At 73.5% G+C, this 21,393-nt stretch carries 20 protein-coding genes and 1 pseudogene; 13 read left to right on the plus strand and 8 right to left on the minus strand.

Features of this window, described 5'->3' with window-relative positions:
* Positions 1-44: 44 nt before the first annotated feature.
* A pseudogene (locus tag RBH18_RS02510) lies at positions 45-1,724 on the minus strand (ATP-dependent helicase); the annotation flags it as partial.
* Positions 1,721-5,545: an ATP-dependent helicase gene (locus tag RBH18_RS02515; protein ID WP_306204328.1), complete on the minus strand. Its 3,825-nt coding sequence runs from the start codon at positions 5,543-5,545 to the stop codon at positions 1,721-1,723. The pseudogene RBH18_RS02510 and the gene RBH18_RS02515, both read right to left, overlap by 4 nt.
* Positions 5,546-5,769: 224 nt before the next feature.
* Between RBH18_RS02515 and RBH18_RS02520 the strand changes: the two genes are divergently transcribed.
* Together RBH18_RS02520 and darG are read left to right on the plus strand one after the other, a co-directional pair.
* Positions 5,770-6,462, plus strand: coding sequence for a DUF4433 domain-containing protein (locus RBH18_RS02520; RefSeq protein WP_306204189.1), 693 nt, complete (start codon positions 5,770-5,772; stop codon positions 6,460-6,462).
* Between the two features lie 16 nt (positions 6,463-6,478).
* Positions 6,479-7,534, plus strand: a complete 1,056-nt coding sequence (gene darG, locus RBH18_RS02525) for a type II toxin-antitoxin system antitoxin DNA ADP-ribosyl glycohydrolase DarG (RefSeq protein ID WP_306204190.1) — start codon at positions 6,479-6,481, stop codon at positions 7,532-7,534.
* A gap of 62 nt (positions 7,535-7,596) precedes the next feature.
* Here darG and RBH18_RS02530 read toward each other — a convergent pair whose 3' ends face one another.
* The gene (locus tag RBH18_RS02530; RefSeq protein WP_306204191.1) at positions 7,597-8,796 is read right to left on the minus strand and encodes an MFS transporter; all 1,200 of its coding nucleotides are present in this window, start codon (positions 8,794-8,796) and stop codon (positions 7,597-7,599) included.
* A gap of 58 nt (positions 8,797-8,854) precedes the next feature.
* On the opposite strand from RBH18_RS02530, the gene RBH18_RS02535 reads away from it, so the two are divergent.
* Positions 8,855-9,820, plus strand: a complete 966-nt coding sequence (locus RBH18_RS02535; RefSeq protein ID WP_306204193.1) for a DUF5937 family protein — start codon at positions 8,855-8,857, stop codon at positions 9,818-9,820.
* Here RBH18_RS02535 and dapD read toward each other — a convergent pair.
* On the minus strand, positions 9,813-10,757 hold the full coding sequence (gene dapD / locus RBH18_RS02540) for a 2,3,4,5-tetrahydropyridine-2,6-dicarboxylate N-succinyltransferase (RefSeq protein WP_306204194.1): 945 nt from the start codon (positions 10,755-10,757) through the stop codon (positions 9,813-9,815). The two genes, RBH18_RS02535 and dapD, sit on opposite strands and share 8 nt — an antisense overlap.
* Before the next feature lie 71 nt (positions 10,758-10,828).
* On the opposite strand from dapD, the gene dapE reads away from it, so the two are divergent.
* Positions 10,829-11,902 (plus strand): succinyl-diaminopimelate desuccinylase, encoded by a 1,074-nt coding sequence (gene dapE / locus RBH18_RS02545; protein WP_306204195.1) that lies wholly within the window; start codon positions 10,829-10,831, stop codon positions 11,900-11,902.
* Here dapE and RBH18_RS02550 read toward each other — a convergent pair.
* Positions 11,889-12,044 (minus strand): hypothetical protein, encoded by a 156-nt coding sequence (locus tag RBH18_RS02550; protein WP_306204196.1) that lies wholly within the window; start codon positions 12,042-12,044, stop codon positions 11,889-11,891. The genes dapE and RBH18_RS02550 overlap by 14 nt on opposite strands.
* A gap of 161 nt (positions 12,045-12,205) precedes the next feature.
* Here RBH18_RS02550 and RBH18_RS02555 point away from each other — a divergent pair, with 161 nt between their 5' ends.
* Together RBH18_RS02555 and RBH18_RS02560 are read left to right on the plus strand one after the other, a co-directional pair.
* Entirely contained in the window at positions 12,206-12,979 is a 774-nt protein-coding gene (locus RBH18_RS02555; RefSeq protein ID WP_306204197.1) for an LOG family protein, read from the plus strand.
* Between the two features lies 1 nt (position 12,980).
* On the plus strand, positions 12,981-13,529 hold the full coding sequence (locus RBH18_RS02560) for an LOG family protein (RefSeq protein ID WP_306204198.1): 549 nt from the start codon (positions 12,981-12,983) through the stop codon (positions 13,527-13,529).
* On the opposite strand, the gene RBH18_RS02565 is transcribed toward RBH18_RS02560, so the two are convergent.
* Complete coding sequence (locus tag RBH18_RS02565; protein WP_306204199.1) at positions 13,518-14,357, minus strand: LysR family transcriptional regulator ArgP; 840 nt, start codon at positions 14,355-14,357, stop codon at positions 13,518-13,520. The genes RBH18_RS02560 and RBH18_RS02565 overlap by 12 nt on opposite strands.
* A gap of 68 nt (positions 14,358-14,425) precedes the next feature.
* On the opposite strand from RBH18_RS02565, the gene RBH18_RS02570 reads away from it, so the two are divergent.
* From RBH18_RS02570 to RBH18_RS02600, 7 genes are all read left to right on the plus strand, one after another.
* Positions 14,426-15,019, plus strand: a complete 594-nt coding sequence (locus RBH18_RS02570) for a LysE/ArgO family amino acid transporter (RefSeq protein ID WP_306204200.1) — start codon at positions 14,426-14,428, stop codon at positions 15,017-15,019.
* 215 nt (positions 15,020-15,234) lie between these two features.
* Positions 15,235-16,257 (plus strand): DNA polymerase III subunit beta family protein, encoded by a 1,023-nt coding sequence (locus RBH18_RS02575; protein WP_306204329.1) that lies wholly within the window; start codon positions 15,235-15,237, stop codon positions 16,255-16,257.
* Positions 16,258-16,261: 4 nt separating this feature from the next.
* Positions 16,262-17,326 (plus strand): threonine aldolase family protein, encoded by a 1,065-nt coding sequence (locus tag RBH18_RS02580; protein ID WP_306204201.1) that lies wholly within the window; start codon positions 16,262-16,264, stop codon positions 17,324-17,326.
* Between the two features lie 31 nt (positions 17,327-17,357).
* A complete protein-coding gene (locus RBH18_RS02585) occupies positions 17,358-17,666 on the plus strand; it encodes an ArsR/SmtB family transcription factor (protein WP_306204202.1) in 309 nt (102 codons plus the stop codon).
* Positions 17,663-18,046: an SRPBCC family protein gene (locus RBH18_RS02590; RefSeq protein ID WP_306204203.1), complete on the plus strand. Its 384-nt coding sequence runs from the start codon at positions 17,663-17,665 to the stop codon at positions 18,044-18,046. The genes RBH18_RS02585 and RBH18_RS02590 overlap by 4 nt, the downstream gene beginning before the upstream one ends.
* Positions 18,047-18,146: 100 nt before the next feature.
* On the plus strand, positions 18,147-18,935 hold the full coding sequence (locus RBH18_RS02595; protein ID WP_306204204.1) for a class I SAM-dependent methyltransferase: 789 nt from the start codon (positions 18,147-18,149) through the stop codon (positions 18,933-18,935).
* Between the two features lie 127 nt (positions 18,936-19,062).
* A complete protein-coding gene (locus RBH18_RS02600; protein ID WP_306204205.1) occupies positions 19,063-19,752 on the plus strand; it encodes a carbon-nitrogen hydrolase family protein in 690 nt (229 codons plus the stop codon).
* A gap of 29 nt (positions 19,753-19,781) precedes the next feature.
* Here RBH18_RS02600 and RBH18_RS02605 read toward each other — a convergent pair whose 3' ends face one another.
* Together RBH18_RS02605 and RBH18_RS02610 are read right to left on the minus strand one after the other, a co-directional pair.
* Positions 19,782-20,912, minus strand: a complete 1,131-nt coding sequence (locus RBH18_RS02605) for a sensor domain-containing phosphodiesterase (RefSeq protein WP_306204206.1) — start codon at positions 20,910-20,912, stop codon at positions 19,782-19,784.
* 76 nt (positions 20,913-20,988) lie between these two features.
* Positions 20,989-21,375: a RidA family protein gene (locus RBH18_RS02610; protein ID WP_306204207.1), complete on the minus strand. Its 387-nt coding sequence runs from the start codon at positions 21,373-21,375 to the stop codon at positions 20,989-20,991.
* Positions 21,376-21,393: the final 18 nt, after the last annotated feature.

Consider the following 21,393-nt stretch of genomic DNA (forward strand, 5'->3'; position numbering starts at 1 on the left):
GCCATCGCCAGCGGGGCGTACTACGTGCAGACCAACCTTGGTGGGGCCGACCGCGCCGGCGACCCGGCGCTCCCAGCGGCGGCGCCCCCGGACAAGCTCTCATCGGGCGGCGACGAGAGGCCACTTGCCGCCGCTCGGGCTGCGGCGATCGCGCGCGAACGGCGGTGCAGGGCGACCAGGTCGCGGGGGCCGATGCGCCAGCGGGCGCCGGTCAGGAGGCGGAGGAGGGAGGCGCCGTCGGTGGGGTCGGCGAGGACTCGCATGGTGCAGACCACATCGCGTACCTCCGGGGTGTCGAGCAGACCGCCCAGGCCGACCACCTCGACCGGGAGGCCGCGGGCGCGCAGGGCCTCCTCGATGGCGGGGATCTGGCTGCGGACCCGGACCAGGACCGCGCTGGTCGGGCGCTGGTCGACGGGGATGTCGCCGGGCAGCGCGGCGGGGAGGCGGGCGGCGGTGCGCCAGGCGGCCAGCATGCTGTCGGCGATCCAGGAGGCCTCGTCCGCGTACGTCTCCAGCAGCGCGCACGCGACCGTGCGGCGGCCGACCTGGTCGGCGACGCGCTGGGCCGGGATGAGTTCGGCGACCCGGGCGCCGGCGGCGCGCAGCGGGCGGGACAGGGTGTTGGCGACCTGAAGGATCTCGGGGCGGTTGCGCCAGCTCCGGGTCAGCGACAGCACCCAGGCCTCGCGGCCGCCGGGGCCCGTGAACTCGGCCGGGAACCGGTCCAGCGTGCCCGCCGAGGCGCCCCGCCAGCCGTAGATCGACTGGCAGGGGTCGCCGACCGCCGTCACCGGGTGGCCGCCGCCGAAGAGGGCGTTGAGGAGGACGACCTGGGCGTGGCTGGTGTCCTGGTACTCGTCGAGGAGCACGATCTTGAACCGGCCGCGCTCGATCGCGCCGACCTCGGGGTGGTCGCGGGCCACGAGCGCCGCCCGGGCCATCTGGTCGCCGAAATCCATGGCTTCGAGGTCGAGCTTGCGCTGCTCGTACTTCCTGACCAGGGGCAGCAGCGTGAGCCGGTGCCGCTGGCGGCCCAGCATGTCGGCGACGTCCTTGTAGACGCGGCCGGGCAGCGACTGCACGTCGGCGAAGAAGCGGCCGGTCCAGGCGGCCAGGTCGTCCGGGGTGACCAGGTGCTCGGCCAGCTCGCCGGAGAGCGCGAGGACGTCGTCGGTCACGGTGCCGGGGGCGCGGTTCAGCCCGGTCATCTCCCCCGTGTACGAGCGGACGAGCGAGTCGACGATCTGCCACCGCGCCGCCTCGGTGAGCAGCCGGGCGGACGGCTCGTAACCGGCGCGCAGGCCGTGCTCGGTGACGACGCGGGCCGCGTACGAGTGGTAGGTCGCCACGGTCGGCTCGCCGGCCAGCGCGTCCTGGCGCCCGAGGCGGCGTACCAGCTGACCCAGCCGGACCCGGACGCGGTGCGCGAGCTCGCCGGCGGCCTTGCGGGTGAAGGTGAGGCCGAGGATCTCGTCGGGATGGGCGTAGCCGTTGGCGACCAGCCAGACCACCCGGGAGGCCATCGTCTCCGTCTTGCCGGAGCCGGCGCCCGCGACGACGAGCACCGGCTCGACGGGCGCCGAGATGATCGCGGCCTGCTCCGGCGTGGGCGCGTGCAGGCGCAGAAGTCTGGCCAGCTCCACCGGGGTGTAGCGGGGCCCGGCGTCGGCGCGGCGGCGCGGGCGGGGAGCGGCGTCGGGGAAGAGGGAGGGCTGCGTCACGGCTCCACTACCTGGCGGCCATGGCCACTGATCGGGCAACTGCTGCGTACGGGACAGACCCGGCATTTCGAGTTGGCGACCGCCGAGAACGTCGCGGCGGCCATCGTGTCGGCGGTGCGGCGGACCATCGCGTACGCCCAGGCGGGGTCCTCGGAGTCGGCCAGCGGCAGCTGCATCTGCTCGCGCGCCTCCTTGCCCGGCCCGAGCTGCACCAGCGCCGCGCCGCCGCTGGCCGCGCCCTTCTCCAGCCCGTCGAACGCCCCCGCGTCCACGGCCGCCTGGTAGCCCGCGAGCTGCGCGTGCTCCTCGAGATCCGCGCCGGACACCGTCGTGGTGCGGCCCGTCTTGAGGTCGATCACGACCAGCCGGCCCCGCTCGTCCACCTCGAGCCGGTCCACCCGGCCGGTGAGCTGGATCGGGCGGTCGGGGCCGTCCAGCCGTACGGTGAACTCGTGCTCGATCGCGAGCAGCCGCCGCGGGTTCTTGGCGAGCCAGCGCAGCAGCTTGTCCACCATGCCCTGCGCGCGCTCCTGCTCGGGGCCGGCCAGCCACCGCGCCGCCAGCTCGATCTCCTCGAAGCGGGCGGCGACATACTCGACCAGGCGCTCCCGGTCGGCGTTCGCGTCCTCGGCCAGCATCGCGGCAGCATGCACGAGGTTGCCGACGCCCTGCGCGGGACCGGCGGGAGCGGCGCCGCCGTGACGTTCGAGCAGCCAGCGCAGGCTGCACCGCATCGCACTCTCCATCGCGGACGGCGTCACCTTGACCGGCTGACCCGCATCCACCAGCGGCCGGTCGTCGGAGAGCGGCCGCAGCCCCCACCACTCGTCCGGGTGCGCGCCGGGCACGCCCGCCTTGGCCAGCTCGGCAAGCTGCACTGCCGCGGCATGCCGCCGGGCGGGCGTCTCCCCCGCCGACACCACGACGGTACGCAACTCCGCGACGAGAGCCGACAACGTCAGCGCCCGGGGCGGCCGCCCGACCGGCACCTCGAACTCCTCGCCCGATTCCGGCCCTGACGCCGTGGAGCCGTCCTCCTGGGGACCGCTGGCGGCGGACTCGTCCGGGACCAGGTCGGGGGCGGGCTCGTCCGGGTCGTAGTCGGGGTACGGCTCGGCCGGGCCGGGATCGCCGTCGTCGTCCGGGCCGCCCGGCGACGGGTCCCCGGCACCGCTCGGGCCGCGCGGCGGCGTATCGCCCGGGCCACTCGGGGGCGTATCGCCCGGACCGCCCGGGTCCTCCGGCGGCGGGTCGTCGCGGCGCACGGGCAGGGCCAGCTCGGTCAGGAAGCGGCTCGGCTGCTCCTCCCCGTCGGCGCCGCCCACCCCGGCCGACGCGACCGCCGTCACGAGCAGCTGCCGCCGCGCCCGGGTCGTCGCCACATAGAACAGTCGCCGCTCCTCGTCCAGCAGCGCCGACGTCTGCCCCACCACGGCCGCCGGACCGGCCGCGGGCCGCCCGGCGAGAAAGTCGACCAGGCGCTCCGAGCCGAGCAGGCTGCCCCGCAACCGCAGGTCGGGCCAGATGCCCTCCTGCACTCCGGCGAGCACCACGACATCCCACTCGAGGCCCTTGGCGGCGTGCGCGGTCAGCAGGCGCACGGCCTCGCCGCGGTCGGCGCTGGGCGCGATCGAGTCCGCGGGCAGCTCCTGCCCGAGCACATGGTCGAGGAAGACCTCGGTGCGCGCGCCCGGCAGCCGGTCCACGAACCGCGCGGCCGCGTCGAAGAGCACCACCATCGCGTCGAGATCCCGATCGGCCGCCTCGGCCCGCCACTGACGCGCGCGACCGCCCTCGCCGCCGGGCTCGACCGGGGCGCCGCGGGTGCTCAGGGCGTACCACTTCTCGGCCAGCCCGCTGGCCCGCCAGACCTCCCACAGCACGTGCTCGGCAGTCGCCCCGGCGACCGCCGCGGCCTGGCGCGCCGTCTCGATGAGCCGCGACACGTTCTGCGCGGGCAGGGCCCAGCGCCGCTCGACCATGTCCAGGCCGGCCGGGTCGCGTACGGCATCGACCAGCAGCTCCCCCGACGGCCGCCGGTCGCCCGCCGCCAGGGCCAGCGCGCGCAGCCCCTGCCGCAGCCGCCGCTCGGCCAGCGGATCGGCCCCGCCCAGCGGCGAGTGCAGCAATGCGACGGCGGCCTCCTCGTCGAGCACCTCGGGGTCGAGCGCGCACCGCAGCAGCAGCAGGAAGGGAGCCACGGCCGGCTGCAGGTGCAACGGCAGGTCCTCGGCGTGCGTCACGGTCGGCACGCCCGCCGCGGCGAGACCCCGCTGCAGCGAGGGCAGCTGGAGGCTGGTCGACCGCAGCAGCACGGCCATCCGCGACCACGGCACGCCGTGCAGGAGATGAGCCTCCCGCAGGGCATGAGCAATGTACGCAGTCTCACTCGTCGACGACCGGAACGTCCGCACGGTCGCCCGCGCCTCGCCGCCCCAGCCTCCCGGCGCCGCAGCCGACGCACCCGCGGCCTCGGAACCCGGCTCGCTGGACCCCGATCCCGCCGCCTCGCCGACGCCCTCCCGAGTGGACGAATCGCCGGATGCGGACGAATCGCCGGACTCGCGGGGCGCCGGAATCGCCGCGCCCGCAGGCGGCGCCGCGCCGGAACCCGCGCCCGGAGCCGCGCCGGAGGTGACGCCCGGCGCCGTGTCGGAGGTTACGCCCTCAGAGAGCGCATCCGGCGCCGTGTCAGAGGTCACGGCTGGGGCCGCATCGGAGAGCGCATCCGGAGCCGCGCCGGAGGTGCCACCCGCAGCGGCGTCGGCCGAGGGCGGCGGCGGGGGCGCGTGCAACGGCCGGTGCCGCATCCGCCCGCGCATCCGCCGCGCCACCCGGCTCGTCGACTCCAGCAGCGCCGGCACCGCCCGATAGCTCGTGTGCAACGTCACCGTCTCGGCCACCGCCCCCGACGCCGTCCGGAACCGCGCCGGGAACCCGTCCACCGCCTCCGGGTCCGCGCCCCGGAAGCCGAAGATCGACGAGTCCGGGTCGCCGAACGCCACCAGCGCCTTGCCGCCGCCCGCCACCAGGCCGAGCAGCTCGATCTGCGCCGGGTCGGTGTCGGCCAGCTCGTCCACGTAGATGTGCTCGAGCCGCCGCCGCTCCGCCTCCAGCAGCGCCGGGTCGTCGGCCAGCAGGCCCGCCGCGGCCCGGACCAGCTCCGCCGGGTCGTAGGCGGCCGAGCCCCGCGTCGTCACGTCCCGCAGCGCGAGCACCGCGACATACTCCCGGAGGAACCGGGCCGCCGCCGGCCAGTCGTCACGCCCCAGCCGCTCGCCGAGCCGCGCCAGCTCGACCGGCGTGACACCACGCTCGGCGGCCCGCTGCATCAGGTCGCGCAGCTGCTGGGCGAAGGCCCGGGTGGGCAGCGCCGGCCGCAGCGCGTCGGGCCACCCCACGGTGTCGGCGGCCTCGTCGTCGCCGACCACCTCCAGCAGCTCCCGGATGATCAGGTCCTGCTCGGGCCCGGTCAGCAGCCGCGGCGACGGCTCACCCCGCTCGGCCGCGGCCCGGCGCAACAGCCCGAAGGCGTACGCATGGAAGGTCCGCACCAGAGGCTCGTGGAACGCCGCCCCGCTGAGCCGCGCCTCGATCCTGTCCCGCAGCGCGGCCGCCCCGCGCCGCCCGAACGTCAGCACCAGGATCCGCTCGGGATCCACCCCGGACGCCACCCGCGCGGCGACCGCCTCCACAAGCGTCGTCGTCTTCCCCGTCCCCGGCCCCCCGACGACGAGCAGCGGCCCCTCCGTGTGCTCGATCACATGCCGCTGCAACTCGTCCGCGCGCAGCACATCGGCAGCCGGCGCACTGCGGCGCACAAGCCGGTACGCAGGCCGCCGCACGGCAGCAGGGGTCGAGGTCACGGCACCAATGAGACCACGCCCCTACGACAACTCCCACCAAGGCCCGGCCGCCATGAACCCGCGACCGTACACGCGGAGAATTGTCGGACCCCCGGCATAGGGTGACGGGCCACGGCTTGGTTCGGCGCCACCGCACCGGACCCTGGATCCGACGTGGGAGCGGAGAGGAGGAGGCATCCTTGGGCTTTCATGCGGAGTCAGGCTTCGTCGCGCGCGGGGCCGACCTGCCCCGCCGCGACAACGTCCGGGACTGGATCGCCTGGCACTTCATCCACCGCGACAACCTTGTCCAGCTTCGGGACACCGGCCACCTGCTGCCCTCCGCGCTGGTGACTCCCCAGCGCAGCGTGGCCGACCGTGCGGTCAAGGAGCGTCGCGTCTTCTCCGTCCAGCCCGATGCGGAATACCCGCCGAGCACCGTGCGCGAGCACGTCCCGTTCTATCTTGCCGCAAAATCGCCGATGCTTTTCAAGGTGACGTCTCCGGGTCCGGAAGAATATCGTGCGCCGCAGCGAGAGCTGGTATTTCTGGGATGTGCGGTAGGCGACGTGATGGACGCGGGTTTCACCTGGTGCTTCAGCAATGCGAACGCATCGTCCCCGCTCGCCGAGTTCAGTCGCGATCCGGAGCACATCGGCGACTTCGTGGACTTCGATCTGCTCTGCCGGCGGGTCTGGCGCAGGACGTCCGACGATGCCTTCCGGCCGAGCCGGCGCGCGGCGGAGTTCCTCGTGCTCGGCAGTGTGCCGCTCGCCCTGATCTCCCTCGTGGTGACCCGGCACGAGGAGAACCTTGCCCATGCCAGGGTTATCCTGGGCGACGGGATTCCCACCAGGCGCTACAGCGCCACGGACGCACTCTTCTACAGCTGAGGGAGGTGAGCGACAAGTGATCAATTCCGCAGAGGGCGACCTCCTGGCGGCGGACGTGGAAGCCCTGGTCAACACGGTGAACTGCGTCGGCGTCATGGGCAAGGGACTGGCTCTGCAATTCAAGCGCCGCTATCCCGGGGTGTTCCGCAAATACGAGCAGGCCTGCCGCAACGGCGATGTCCGCACGGGACATATGCACGTGGTTGTCACCGATGAACTGCACGGCCCCCGCTATGTCATCAACTTCCCGACCAAGAAACACTGGCGCTCGCCGTCCCGGCTGGAATATATCGACCAGGGCCTGACGGATCTGGTGCGGACGATCCGGGAGCTCGGCATAACGTCCATCGCCATTCCTCCGCTCGGTGCCGGTAACGGGGGGCTGCACTGGCCGGACGTGGCTGCCCTCATCGAAAGACACCTCGGCGCCCTGCCCGATGTCGATGTTCAGCTGTTCGCCCCGGCCACGGGACCGCGTCCGATCGAGGGCCGGCCGGACATTCGCATGACCTGGGGCCGGGCGGTCCTCATCGACCTGCTGCAGTCCTATGTCACTCGACGCGCAGCCGCTGAACCGTGGGAGGACCAGGCGGGTGCATCCCACCTGGAGATCCAGAAATTGATGTACTTCGCCAACGAGATCGAGCCCGCGCTGCGGCTGTCCTTCACGCCGGGCCGGTACGGCCCCTACAGCGAAAGGGTGCGGCACCTCATCCAGGAGATGGAGGGATCGCTGCTCATGGGCCATGGCGACGGCTCGGCCGCCGTCCTTTCCCTGGAACCCATCGCACCGACCGAGCGCGCACGCACGGAGCTGGCGAACTATCAGGAAAGCGAACGAGGGCCGGCCGAACAAGCTCTCGTTCACAAAGTGCTTGAGCAGGTGGCGGGCTTCGAAGGACCGTACGGCCTCGAGTTGCTGGCCAGCACTCATTGGGTGGTCCATCACGACCGGGCCACCGACGACGCCGCCGAGCGTGTACGCGGATGGACGAAACGCAAGGGTCGCATCTTCACCGACGCCCACGTCAGTGTCGCCTATGACCACCTTCAACGAGTCGGCGCTCTGTAGCCGTTCGGTGCTGTGGCCTGCCGGAAGCCGAGCGCAACGCGGTTCCCCATGCGGGGGCATGGTCAATGCACAGGACGCAGGGTGCGGTGCAGGGCGAGGGCGGCGATTGCCGAGCAGGCGCCCGCCGTGGCGATGGCCATTCCGGGCGGGACGAGTTCGGCCAGGGCGCCGGCTGCGGCGACGGCCAGGCCCTGGGCGACCATGATGCCCGTGGTGGCCAGGCCGAAGGCTTGGCCTCGGCGGTCGTCCGGGACGGCTTCGAGGAAGCGCCGCGCCAGCCCCAGCTGGTAGGCCGAGCCGAAGGTTGCCACCGTCAGCACGGCCGCCGCGAGGGTCAGGCCCGGGTTTCCCGCGTACGCGATCAGCGGCGCGCCCAGCAGCACAGCGAGCCAGGGCGTCAGCCGCTCGCGCCACGCGGGTGCGACGAATCGGGCGATGACCAGGTCGCCGAGCAGCATGCCGCCGGCCGCCGCGGCGAGGAGCAGGCCGGCGGCGGATTCGCGGCCGAGCGACGCCGTGTACGGGACCACGACGCCCTCGGCGCCGACGGCCAGCGAGGACGGCAGCCACTGGGCGAGCAGGAGGCGGCGGATCGTGGGCGTGCGGAGCAGGGCCTTGTTGACCTGCCAGGTCGCCTTGACGGTGCCGTGCGCGGCCGTCGTCCGGGGCGCGAGGTCGGGCAGGCCCCAGCGTGACAGGAGCGCGGAGCCGAGGCAGGCGGCCGCGGCGGCCCACAGCGCGCCGTACGGGCCGGTCGCCGTGATCAGCAGGCCGCCGACGGCCGCGCCGACGACCTGCATGGCGCCGGAGATGACGGTGAAGAGGGAGCGGCCCAGCACGTACGCGTCGCCGGTGAGCAGGTCGGCGGTGAGGGCGGCGCGGGCGGCCTGGGCGACCGGGGCGAAGACGCCCGCCGCGAAGACCAGCAGCATCGCGGTGGCCGGGGGCAGCACGCCGAGGGCGAGGACGATCACCACGGCCGCCCGGGCCACGTCGTAGCCGGCCATGAGCCTGCGGGGGCGCCAGCGGTCGGCGAGGGCGAGGAGGAACGTTCCGCCGAGGGCCTGCGGGAGGAAGCCCGACACGTACGCGACGGCGGCCAGCAGCGGGGAGCCGGTGCTCGCGTAGACGAGCACGGACAGCGCCAGCATCTTGACCGTGTCGCTGATCAGCATCAGGGAGAAGCCGCCGAGGACCGCTCGGAACGCGGGCACGGCGAACACGTCCGAGTAGCGGGCGCGGGGCGGGGCTGCGGTGCTCATGGGCTCACGATCACAGCGGGCGGCGTACCGGGGCTAAGGTTTCGGTGGTGAGCGAAACGTGCTGATCCAGGTCTCGCCCGCGGACGTCGCGGGGTGCCGCTACGCGATCTCTCCGCTGTTCGAGGTGGAGGGCGCGCTGTTCCTGCTCACCGGGTCGCTGCCGGCCGGGGCGCTGCACGACTGGGTGGTGCGCACGCGGCCCCGGCTGGCCGAGCTGCGCCGCGCCGAGCCGGCGGTCGGGGCACTGATCAGCCTGCAGCGCCGCGCGGAGAACGCCGACTTCCTGCACCCGCCGCCGCTCGGGCCGCGCCGGGAGTTCGCCGAGGAGCTGGCCGCCCTGCGGGCGACGCCGCTCGCGCGTGCCCGGGCCGAGCTGGCGCGCAACCTGCGCGGGCACAGGACCCCGCCCGAGTACGCCCGGCGGATCCTCGCCGCGGACGACGTCGTCGACCGGCTCGCCGACGCCCTGCAGGCGGCGTGGACGGCGTTCGTCGAGCCGCAGTGGCCGCGGCTGCGGGCGGTGCTGGAGCGGGACATCATGCACCGGGCCGGACGGATCGCCGCCTACGGCTGGGCCGCCGGGCTCGACGGCCTGCACCCGCGGCTGCGCTGGCTGCCGGAGGAGAGCACCATCGAGATCAGGCAGAGCACCGGCCGGTACCACTCCGGTGACCGGGGTCTCACGCTCGTGCCGACGGTCTTCGGGAACCTGGCGATCAGCACGGACCCCGAGCGGCCGGTCACGATCGCCTACCGGGCCCGGGGAGTCGCCGACGTCCTGGGCACCGCCCCGGCGGCGGACCCGCGGCTGGCGCCCCTGCTCGGGCCGGGGCGGGCCGCGGTGCTGCGGGCGCTCACCGTGCCGACGACCACGAGCCAGCTCGCCGCCCGGCTCGGGATGAGCCTGGGCGGCGTCGCGGGACATCTGAAGGTGCTCGCCGGGGCCGGGCTGATCAGCCGGACCCGTACCGGGAAAGCAGTGCTCTATGCCACGACGGAACGCGGCGATGCGCTGCTCAGTTAGCGTGCAGCTCGCTGTTGAGGGTGATGCCCTGGCCCTGGCGGGGCTTGGCCTCCAGCGCGCCGGTCACCGAGTTGCGCCAGAAGAGCAGGCCGTTCACCCCGGACAGCTCGCGGGCCTTGACCACCCGGCCGTCCGGGAGCGTGATCTTCGAGCCGGCCGTGATGTAGCAGCCGGCCTCGACCACGCAGTCGTCGCCGAGCGAGATGCCGATGCCGGCGTTGGCCCCGAGCAGGCTGCGCTCGCCGATGCGCACCTTGTCCTTGCCGCCGCCGGAGAGCGTGCCCATGATCGAGGAGCCCGCGCCCACGTCGGAGCCGTCGCCGACGACGACACCCTGGACGATGCGGCCCTCGACCATCGACGTGCCGAGCGTGCCGGCGTTGAAGTTGGTGAAGCCCTCGTGCATGACCGTGGTGCCGGCGGCCAGGTGGGCGCCGAGGCGGACCCGGTCGGCGTCGGCGATGCGCACGCCGGAGGGCACGACATAGTCGGTCATGCGCGGGAACTTGTCGACGCCGTGGACGGCCAGGTGGCGGCCCGCGGCGCGCTCGATCAGGCGCAGCTCGTCGACGCGGTCGGGCGGACACGGGCCGGCCGAGGTCCAGGCCACGTTGGCCAGCGCGCCGAAGATGCCGTCGAGGTTCTGCTCGTTCGGCTTGACCAGGCGGTGGGAGAGCAGGTGCAGCCGCAGGTACGCATCCGCGGAGTCCTTGATCGGGTCGGCCAGCGACGCAATCTCGGTGCGCACCTCGACGGTCGAGAGCCCGGACAGGGCCTTGGGGCCGGTGAGCCCGGCGGGCAGCGCCGGCGGCTCGGCGGGGAACTCCCCGAGGCCGAGGAAGCCGGACGGGTACCAGGTGTCGAGCACCGTCCCGTCCGAGGTCACGGTGGCGAGGCCGATGCCCCACGCGGGCGAGGTCGAGATCGCGGTGGTCACAGGTCAACCCTACTAGGCGGTCCCCGCCGGGTTCCGTTTCGGGTTCATGTTCGGACTGTAATGTGCGGCTCATGGCGAACCCGCTGACTCCGGACGTGCTTGTCGACCCGGTGGTGCTCACCCGCACCCTCGTCGACATCGAGTCCGTGTCCCGCGACGAGAAGGTCATCGCCGACTGCGTCGAGGACGTCCTGCGGCAGGCGCCGCACCTGAACACCGAGCGGCACGGCAACACCGTGATGGCGCGCACGGACCTCGGCCGCGAGCAACGCGTCGTGCTCGCCGGGCATCTGGACACCGTGCCGATCAACGGCAACTTCCCGTCGACGGTCGTGGACGACCTGATCTTCGGCTGTGGGACGGCCGACATGAAGTCCGGCGTCGCCCTGGCGCTGCACCTGGCGGCCACCCTGCCGGATCCCCGGTACGACCTGACCTACCTCTTCTACGAGGCCGAGGAGATCGAGAGCCGCTACAACGGGCTGGGCCTGGTCGCGGAGGCGCGCCCCGAGTGGTTGCGCGCGGACTTCGCGGTGCTGCTCGAGCCGACGTACGGGGTGGTGGAGGCGGGCTGTCAGGGCTTCATGAGCGCGACGATCCGTACCCATGGCAAGCGGGCGCACACCGCCCGGTCCTGGCGCGGGGTCAACGCCATCCACGCGGCGGGCGAGGCGCTGCGCCGCCTGGACGACTACCGGCCGCGGACAGTCACTATCGACGGATGTACGTACCGTGAGGGGCTCAACGCCGTCGGCATCTCGGGCGGCGTGGCCGGCAACGTCGTGCCGGACGAGTGCTCGATCGACATCAACCTGCGCTTCGCGCCCGACCGCTCCGAGCAGGACGCCCTGGCGCACCTGCACGAGGTGTTCAGCGGCTTCGACCTGGACGTGACCGACTCGGCGCCGGGCGCGCTGCCGCAGCTGGGCGCGGCGCCGGCCCGCGACTTCCTCACCGCGGTGGGCGAGCAGCCCGAGGCCAAGCTGGGCTGGACGGACGTGGCCCGGTTCGCCGCGATGGGCATCCCGGCGCTCAACTACGGGCCGGGCGATCCCCGGCTCGCCCACTCCCCCGACGAGCACGTGGAGATCGGCAGGATCCGCGACGGGGCCGCGACCCTGCACAGGTGGCTCACCGCGTACTGACGGGCTCCCCGTCGTCGGGGTCGGCGGCCGCCTCCGCGGGACGGCCCTGCTGGGCCAGCGCGATGCGGCGCTCCTCCACCACCAGGCGGATGCGCCGCTGCATGCGGCGCTGGATCTTCATGCGCTCATAGCGGGTCGTCACGGGCGGCTCCGTGCGGGAGGAGAAGTTGATAAACGGACGGAGACAGCAGAGCTACCGTCCGTTGCTTCAATCTGGCAAAAAGGTCGCGACGCCGCAATCCTCTTGCCGAAACCCATCCGGTTATTCACCGGTTACGGACCGTCCGCACTACGGTGGGTGCCATGACGGACGGAAACAACGGTCGCGGTCGCGTACCCCAGGAGCGTCATCGCGGCGCCGTCACTCTGCGACGCGAGTCGATCCCGCCGAGCACGGCCGACGAGAAGCTCCTCGACTCCGAGCACCGCGGCGAGTGGAAGACCAAGGACGCGTGGCGGGCGCTGCGCATCCTGTCGGAGTTCGTGGAGGGCTTCGACACCCTCGCCGACCTGCCGCCCGCGGTCAGCGTCTTCGGCTCGGCGCGCAGCCGGCCCGACAGCCCCGAGTGCGAGCTGGCCGCCGACCTGGGCGCCGCCCTCGCCGAGGCGGGCTACGCGGTGATCACCGGCGGCGGGCCCGGCGTGATGGAGGCCGCCAACCGCGGCGCCACCGAGGCCGGCGGCATGTCGGTGGGCCTGGGCATCGAGCTCCCCTTCGAGCAGGGCCTCAACGACTGGGTCGACATCGGCATCGACTTCCGCTACTTCTTCGTCCGCAAGACCATGTTCGTCAAGTACGCCCAGGCGTTCGTCGTCCTGCCCGGCGGCTTCGGCACGCTCGACGAGCTGTTCGAGGCGATCACCCTGGTCCAGACGCGCAAGGTGACCCGTTTCCCGGTGGTCCTCATGGGCACCGAATACTGGGGTGGCCTGCTCGACTGGATCAAGCAGCGCCTGCTCGCCGAGGGGAAGGTGAGCCCGGACGACATGGAGCTGATCATGCTGACCGACGACGTCGAGGAAGCCGTGCAGTACATCGTGGAGGCCGACAAGGCCCTCGCCGCGGGCAAGGAGTGACGTGGCGGCGATCTGCGTCTTCTGCGCCTCCTCCAACCGCCTCGACCAGAGCCACCTGGACCTGGCCACCGCCCTCGGCAAGGCCCTCGGACCGCGCGGGCACTCCCTCGTCTCCGGCGGCGGCTGCGTCGGCATGATGGGCGCGGTCGCCGACGGCGCCCGGGCCGGCGGCGCGCACACCCTCGGCATCATCCCGCAGTCGCTGGTCGACCTGGAGGTCGCCGACACCGCCTCGGACGAGCTGGTGGTCACCGCCGACATGGGCGAGCGCAAGAACGTGATGATCGAGCGCGCCGAGGCCTTCATCACCCTGCCGGGCGGCCTGGGCACGCTCGACGAACTCTTCGAGGTCTGGACCACGGCCACCCTCGACCTGCACCGCAAGCCGATCGTGGTGCTGGACCCGGAGGGCTTCTACTCGGGCCTGTGGACCTGGCTGCGCGAGATCACGGGCACGGCGTTCGTCCGCGAGGCCGCGCTGGCGCAGGTCACCGTGGTCACCTCGATCGACGCCGCGCTCGACCACATCGAGGCCTCGCTAGGGGCGTAACGCCGCGGCCGCGGCTGTGCGCACGGCGCTGGTCAGGGCGGTGAGGGCTGCCGACTCCATGCGCCAGCACTGCCAGTGCAGGGGGACGTCGAGGTGGTGGCCGGGGGCGATCTCGACCAGGCTGCCGACGGCGATGCCGGCGCCGGCGAGGTGCTCGGGCACCATGCCCCAGCCCAGGCCCATGCGGATGGCCTCGCCGAAGGCGGCCGCCGCGGGGACGTAGTGGATCGGCGGGTCGTCGAGGGTGCGGTGGGTCACGGCGGCGCGGAAGCGGTGCTGCAGCCGGTCCTTGCGGTTGAAGAGGACCATCGGGGTCGTCGCGAAGCCGGTGAAGGTCTCCGGGGCGGCCACGCCCAGGTAGCGCATCGCGCCGAGCCGCTCGACCCGGCAGCCCTGGACGGCGACCTGCTGGGTGGTGACGGCGGCCATCACCGTGCCGGCGCGCAGCAGGTCGGTGGTGTAGTCCTCGTCCTCCTGGTGCAGGTCGAACGCCAGGTCGGGCAGGGTGGCCAGGGCCGGCAGGAACCACGAGTGCAGCGAGTCGGCGTTGACCGAGACCGCGATCTTCGTCCGCGTGCTGCCCCGCACCGCGTCGAGCGCCTCCCGCTCCAGCAGCGCGATCTGCCCGGCCAGCCGCACCAGGGTCTCGCCGGCCGCCGTGGGAACGGCCGGCTTGGTCCGCCGGACCAGCACCTGGCCGACGGCCTGCTCCAGCGCTTTGATGCGCTGGCTGACCGCGGGCGGCGTCACGTGCAGCACCTTCGCCGCCGCATCGAAGCTACCCTCCGCGATCACGGCCTGGAAAGTGGCGAGCTGCAGCTGGTCCATAAGACTTCCTAATGTTCCATCAGAATCTTCAATTGGAGTACACCAGCAAACCGGCCTAGCGTCGAGGGGTGCTCACCTCCGCCCTCGCCGGGTTCGCCGCCTCCGCCGTGCTGATCATCGCCATCGGCGCGCAGAACGCCTTCGTGCTGCGGCAAGGTCTGCGCCGCGAGCACGTGCTGCCCGTGGTCGTGGTCTGCGCCGCCTCCGACCTGCTCCTGATCGCGGCGGGGATCGGCGGGCTGGGCGCGCTGGTCACCGCGCACCCCGTCGTGGTCACCGTCATCCGCTGGGCCGGGGCCGTCTTCCTGATCGGTTACGCCGTCCTGGCCGCCAGACGCGCGATCTCCCCGGGCACCCTGACGCCGACGGCCGGCGGCCCGGCGACCCTGCGCGCCACGCTGCTCGCCTGCCTGGCGATGACCTACCTCAACCCGCACGTCTATCTGGACACCGTGCTGCTGCTCGGCTCGGTGGCGCAGCAGCACCCCGACCGGTGGGCCTTCGGGGCGGGCGCGGCGGCGGCCAGCGTCGTATGGTTCAGCGCGCTCGGCCTGGGCGCGCAGCGGCTCGCCCCGGTCCTGCGCCGCCCGGCCGCGTGGCGGGTGCTGGACGGCCTGATAGCCGTGGTCATGGCCGCCCTCGGCATCGGGCTGCTCCTCTAGGATCCCGTGTCCGACAGCCCCGGCGCTCGGGGCCGGTCGAGCTCCGGCCCGGCGGCGGCCACCGTGGCCAGGGAGACGGACCTCGGTTGACTCTCGACCAGGTCGAGGCATCAGGTCGTGCGACGTTGACTCCCGACCAGGTCGAGGCATCAGGTCGTGCGGACGTTGACTCTCGACCAGGTCGAGGCATCAGGGTGACGGGGGTGGAGAGCGGCATGCGGGGGATCGGCGAGGTGTCCCGGGCGAGCGGGCTGGGCGTGAGCGCCCTGCGGTTCTACGACCGGGCCGGGGTGCTCGTGCCGGCCGAGGTCGACGCGGCGACCGGCTACCGGCGTTACAGCGACGCCCAGATCCGGGCGGCGCGGCTGGTGGCCGGGCTGCGCCGGGTCGGGATGCCGGTGGCGGGCATCGCGCGGGCGGTCGCGGCGCTGGACCGGCCGGAGCTGGTCCGGGCGCTGCTCGACGAGCACCTGTCCCGGCTGGAGGACGGGCTCGCCGACGCCCGGCGCGAGCTCTCCCGGCTGCACCAGCTGCTGGGAGGGTCCACCATGACCACGATCACGCTGCCGGCCGCGGAGTTGGCCGCGGCGCTCGACTTCGTCCGCTTCGCCGCCGGCGCCGACCCGGAGCTGCCGATGATCAACGGCGTCCTGGTGGAGGCCGATGAGGCGACGATCACGCTCGTGGCGACCGATCGCTACCGCCTGGCCGTGGCGTCGGCCGGCGCCACGGTGTCGGGACCCCCGGTGCGGGTCGTCGCGCCGCTGCCGTTCGCCGACGCACTGCGCCCGCTGCTGACCGGCGACGTCACCCTTACGGTGGCCGGCGCGCTCGACGTCGGGACCAGCGCCGGGCGGCTGTCCGCCACGCCGCTCGACGTGGACTTCCCGGACTATCGGCGCCTCACCGAGCTGCCGGCGGCAAACCCGCGCCGGATTGCTGTCGACCCGGCGGCGCTGCGGGCGACAGTCACCGCGGCAGCGACCGACGAGCTGGCGGTCCTGGCCGTCGACGAGCAGGGCGCCGTCCGGACGGTCACGGCGGACGAGTGGGCCGCCGACCCGGCCGGCCACGTGGCGGTGAACAGGGAGTTCCTGTTGCAGGCGCTCGACGCGGGTGGCCCGGGCCAGCTGGAGCTGCACCTGGACGGGCCGATCAAGCCCCTCGTGCTGCGCGGCGGGGCGGGATATTCACTGCTGATGCCCGTCCGCGAGGAGAGATCGGCGGGCGCACACTGAAGCCGTGGATGACGAGATTCGAGCGCGGCGCGCCGCCTGCACCGACACCTTCCTCGGCAACGGCCTGGGCCGGCCCCGCGACCTGCTGGCCACGATCGACCCCGACGCGGGCGACGACGTGTACGGCGACGGGGGCGCCGTGACGGCCCTGGAGCGGCACATCGCGACGCTGCTCGGCAAGCCTGCCGCCGTGTTCCTGCCCAGCGGCACGATGGCGCAGGGCGCGACGCTGCGGGTGCACGCCGATCGCCGGGGCGTCCGCACGGTGCTCTGGCACCCGTACTCCCATCTGGAGCAGCACGAGGGCCAGGCGCACCAGCGGTTGCACCAGCTCACCGGCCGGGCCGTGGGCACGGCCGAGCGGCTGCTGACCCTGGACGACCTCACCGGCACCGCCGAGCCGTTCGCCGCGCTGCTGCTCGAGCTCCCCCAGCGTGACCTCGGCGGCCAGCTGCCCGAGTGGGACGACCTGGTCGCGCAGACCGAGTGGGCCCGCGGCCGGGGCGCGGCCGTGCACCTCGACGGCGCCCGCATCTGGGAGGCGAGTGCCGGCTACGCGCGCCCGCCCGCCGAGATCGCCGCGCTCTTCGACACCGTCTACGTGTCGTTCTACAAGGGCGTCGGCGCGCTCCCGGGCTGCGGCGTCGCCGGCTCGGAGGAGGACGTCGCCCAGGTGCGCGAGTGGCGCTCCCGGCTCGGCGGCACCCTCTACGCCCTCTGGCCCCACGCCTCGTCCGCCCTGAGCCTCGTCGACGCCGCCCTGGCCGAGATGCCCGAGCGGATGGCGCACGCCCTGGCGATCGCCGCGGCCCTCGACGCGGTCCCCGAGGTGCGCGTGGTGCCCGGCCCGCCGCAGACCCCGATGATGCACCTGCTGCTGAGCACCACCGACGAGCGCTTCCGGGCCGGCGCGAAGCGGCTCGCCGAGGAGACCGGCCTGTGGGTGTGGCCGCGCCCGTTCGCGACCGGGGACCCGCGGGTCGTCCGGGTGGAGCTCAGCGTCGGCAGCGCCACCCTGCGCCACGAGCCGGCGGCGATCGCCGAGATCATCGGCGGCCTCTGCGCTTGACGTGTCGGCTTTTTCCGACGCATTATGAGGCGTGGCCGAGGACGTGTTCGGAGCGCTCGCTCATCCCGTACGCCGCCAGCTGCTCGTCGCCCTCCGCGACGGCCCCCGCGCGGCAGGCGAGCTTGCCGGCCTGTTCGACCTGAGCAGGCCGGCGGTGTCCGAGCACCTCGCCGTCCTCCGCCACGCCGAGCTCGTCCGCGAGGAGCCCCGCGGCCGCCACCGCTACTACCACCTGGCGGCCGCGCCACTGGCCGGCGTCCAGGACTGGCTCGCGCCGTTCGAGCACTACTGGCGTGCACGCCTGCGCACGCTGGCCGACCTGGAGTGGGAGGACGAGTGACCCGCGACATCGAGCTGGACCAGTTCATCGCGCGACCCCCGGCAGCGGTCTGGCGGGCCCTCACCGAACCGGAGCTGCTCGCCCGCTGGTGGGCGGAGGGCGACATCAAGCCCGTCGAGGGGCACCGCTTCACGCTGGACATGGGCTCGTGGGGCAAGCAGCAGTGCGAGATCCTGGCGGTCGACCCCGGCCGCATGCTGCGCTTCCTCTTCGCCGAAGGCGTGCTCGACACGACAATCACCTGGCGGCTCGAGGCGGAGGGCACGGGAACGCGGCTCTTCCTCACGCAGGCCGGCTTCCCGGACGAGCGCTCCTTCACAGGGATGAGCCGCGGCTGGCCCGCGGTCCTCACCCGCATCGAGGCGGCCGCCGTGGCCTGAGCTGGTTCAGTACCGGCCCGGCGGCGGATGCATCACCGGATGGTAAACCTCCGGCCAACCTGGTCGCGCCCTGCGTGGTCGTGCGGTTACCGTCGCTGCCATGGGTTTCGCACGGCAGTACGAGCAGCTCGTGAGCGAGGCGGCCGGCGTACCGATCACGGGGTGGGAATTCGCCTGGCTGGACGGGCGGGCGGTGGGCTCGGACCCCTCGTGGGCGTTCCCGGAGCTGGCCCGCCCCCTGGTCCGGCACGCGGGCAGCCTGCTCGACCTGGACACCGGCGGCGGTGAGCTGCTGGCCGAGCTGGCGCCGCTGCCCGCGCACACGGTCGCGGTGGAGAGCTGGGCGCCGAACGTGCCCGTGGCCCGCGACCGGCTGCGGCCCTTCGGGGTGTCGGTGGTCACCGAGCTGCCCGGCGGGGAGAACGAGTTCGACGTGGTGCTGAGCCGGCACGGCCGGCTGCCCGCCGACGACGTGGCCCGGCTGCTCGCACCCGGCGGCACGCTGCTCAGCCAGCAGGTGGGCAGCGACGACCTGGCCGACCTGAACGCCGAGCTCGGCGCGCCGCCCCCGCACCCGCGCGCCTGGGACGCCGAGACGGCGGTCCGCGCCCTCCAGGCCGCCGGGCTGACGGTGACGGACGTGCGCGAGGAGCGGGTGCCGCTCACGTTCCACGACATAGGAGCCGTCGTCTACCAGCTGCGGGCGGTGCCGTGGCAGGTCCGCGACTTCAGTGTGGAGAAGTACGACCGGGCGCTGCGCCGGATGGACGCGCTGATCCGCACGTACGGGCACTTCACCGCGACCGCCCACCGCTTCCTCGTCCAGGCCTCCCGCCTCGAGACCTCCCTGGCCGGCGCGGCACGAGCAGGCGTCCGTGCCCACCACTGAGCCACGCGACGGGTCCACCGCCGAGCCGCATGCGCGGGAGAGTGGGTCCACCGCTGAGCCACGCGACGGGTCCACCACCGAGCCGCATGCGCGGGAGGGTGGGTCCGCCGCTGAGCTTGTTCTCGCCGTGGCTCAGCCGGTCTGCCGGGCCCTCGACGTCGAGGCGAACGCCCACGCGCACGCCGGCCTGGTCCGGGCCGCCCGGGCGCGCGTGGTCGTCTTCCCCGAGCTGTCCCTCACCGGGTACGAACTGGACGCCCCGGCCGTGGCCATGGACGATCCACGCCTGCGTCCCCTGATCGAGGCGTGCGCGGACACCGGCACGGTCGCGATCGCCAGTGCGCCCGTCGAGGACCGCTTCCTGGCGCTGCTCGCTGTGGACGGCGCCGGGGCGCGGGTGGCGTACCGGAAGATGAATGTGGCCGGGCACGAGCCGCAGCACTTCCGCCCGGGCCCGGCCCCCGCGGTGCTCGAAGTGGACGGCTGGCGGCTGGGCCTCGCCCTCTGCAAGGACACCGGCGTGCCCGCTCACCAGGAGCAGACCGCGGCCCTGGGCATGGACGCGTACGTCGCGGGTGCGCTCGACCTGGCCGAGGACGCACACGTGCACGAGCAGCGCGCCCGGCGCATCAGCACCGAGCACGGCGTGTGGGTGGCGATCGCCAGCTTCGCCGGCCCGACGGGCGACGGCTACCTGGACAATGCGGGCCGCTCGGGCATCTGGTCCCCGTCCGGCGTTGAAGTGGCCCGCGCGGGCACTGAGCCTGGCGACTTTGCCCGGGCCACCCTCCGGCGGGAGGCGGAGCGGGCCGCCTGAACCGGCGGTCGATCCCCCCGCACAGCCGATCAGGGCAGCGGGCCGGGCTTGGCGAGGTAGTAGCCCTGGCCCAGGTCGACGCCGATGGCGCGAAGCTTGTCGTGCTCGGCCTCGGTCTCGATGCCCTCGGCGACCAGGCGGGCGCCCACCTCGCCGGCGAAGGAGACCAGCGAGCGGGCCAGGGCCGTGCGGACGGGGTCGCGGTCGATGTCGCGGGTGAGGCTGATGTCGAGTTTGATGATGTCCGGGCGCAGCTGGAGGATGTGCTGGAGGCTGGCGAAGCCCGCGCCCGCGTCGTCGACGACGATCTGGACCCCCGCGGCGCGCAGGCGGTTGGTGACCTCGTTGAGGGCGGGATAGTCCTCGACCTGGGTGTGCTCGGTGACCTCGACGCAGATGTCGCTGTCCGCGTGGGCCAGCACGGTCTCCTGCACCGCGGGGTTGAGCAGCGCCTCGGCGGAGAGGTTGACGCCCAGCGTGCGGCCGGGCGGCACGTCGGGCAGCGCCTCGAAGGCCCGCTCGATCGCCAGCAGCTCCAGGGCGACGCCGAGGCCGGTCTGGCCCGCCGCGGCGAAGGCGTGCGCCGGGGTCGGGAAGGTCGCCAGGTCGAAGCGGGCCAGCGCCTCGTAGCCGACGGTGGTCGCGTCGGCGAGGCGCACCACGGGCTGGAAGACGACCCGCAGGGCGCGCTCGCGCAGGACGTCGCGCAGCGCCCGGGCGTCCTCGTGCTCGGGCTGGGCGGACGAGCTGTCCACCTGCTCGCCGATGAGGCCGCCCAGCAGGCTCAGGAAGCGGATCGAGTCGTCGCCGAGGCGCGGGTCGGGCGTCCGGCTCAGGCAGCACAGGACCCCGGTGCGGGTGCCGTCCTCGTTCTGCCAGGGCACGCCCGCGTACGAGCCGATGCCCTGCCGCGTCGTGATCTCCAGGTCCCGGGTCGCGAAGTCGCGCCGCGTGTCGGTGACCATGGCGGGCAGCAGCCCGTGGAACACCCGCAGGCAGAACGAGTCGGTGAGCACCGAGCCGGGCTCGAACAGGTCGGTGTCGCCGCTGACCGCCCGGACCACCTGCCGGCCGCCCTCGATGTCGGAGAGCACGGCGATCTCGCAGCCGAGGTGTGCACGGGCGAGATCGAGCAGGCGCTCGACCATCGTCCAGTCCACGCTCGTCCTCCGGCTCGGCGGGTGGCCGCCGGGCCACCGCGTAGGGGGGAAGAGTATCGGGACCCGGGTCCGCGGCTCAGGGGCGGGCCGCGATCGCCTCCACCTCGATCCGGAAATCCGGGTGCACCAGCCCGCTGACCTGCACCAGCGAGCTCGCCGGCGGCCGCGCCGGGTCGATCAGCTCGTCCCGCACCCGGCGGAAGTCGGCGAGATCACCCATGTTGACGAGGAACACCGTCAGCTTGACGACGTGGCTCAGGTCACACCCTGCCGCGGCGAGGGCCGCCCGCAGATTCCGGAACACCTGCCGCGTCTGCTCGGCCGCGTCGTCGGCACCGACCAGCCGCCCGTCCTCGTCGAGCGGCACCTGCCCGGAGACCACGACCATCGTGCCGGTGAACGACACCGCGTGGCTGTAGTTGTGCGTCGGCGGCATGCCGGCCGGCCGGGTGTGGTGTTCCATGCGCGGCAGCGTAGTGCG

It is taken from the genome of Actinoplanes oryzae, assembly GCF_030757795.1.
GTDB lineage: Bacteria > Actinomycetota > Actinomycetes > Mycobacteriales > Micromonosporaceae > Actinoplanes.

Excerpts from the sequence above, each read along its gene's own strand:
- RBH18_RS02555 (WP_306204197.1), top strand. The coding sequence starts at position 12,206 with ATGACGGACGGAAACAACGGTCGCGGTCGCGTACCCCAGGAGCGTCAT.
- RBH18_RS02595 (WP_306204204.1), top strand. The coding sequence starts at position 18,147 with ATGGGTTTCGCACGGCAGTACGAGCAGCTCGTGAGCGAGGCGGCCGGC.
- RBH18_RS02565 (WP_306204199.1), bottom strand. The coding sequence starts at position 14,357 with ATGGACCAGCTGCAGCTCGCCACTTTCCAGGCCGTGATCGCGGAGGGT.
- RBH18_RS02575 (WP_306204329.1), top strand. The coding sequence starts at position 15,235 with ATGCGGGGGATCGGCGAGGTGTCCCGGGCGAGCGGGCTGGGCGTGAGC.
- RBH18_RS02610 (WP_306204207.1), bottom strand. The coding sequence starts at position 21,375 with ATGGAACACCACACCCGGCCGGCCGGCATGCCGCCGACGCACAACTAC.
- RBH18_RS02530 (WP_306204191.1), bottom strand. The coding sequence starts at position 8,796 with ATGAGCACCGCAGCCCCGCCCCGCGCCCGCTACTCGGACGTGTTCGCC.
- dapE (WP_306204195.1), top strand. The coding sequence starts at position 10,829 with ATGGCGAACCCGCTGACTCCGGACGTGCTTGTCGACCCGGTGGTGCTC.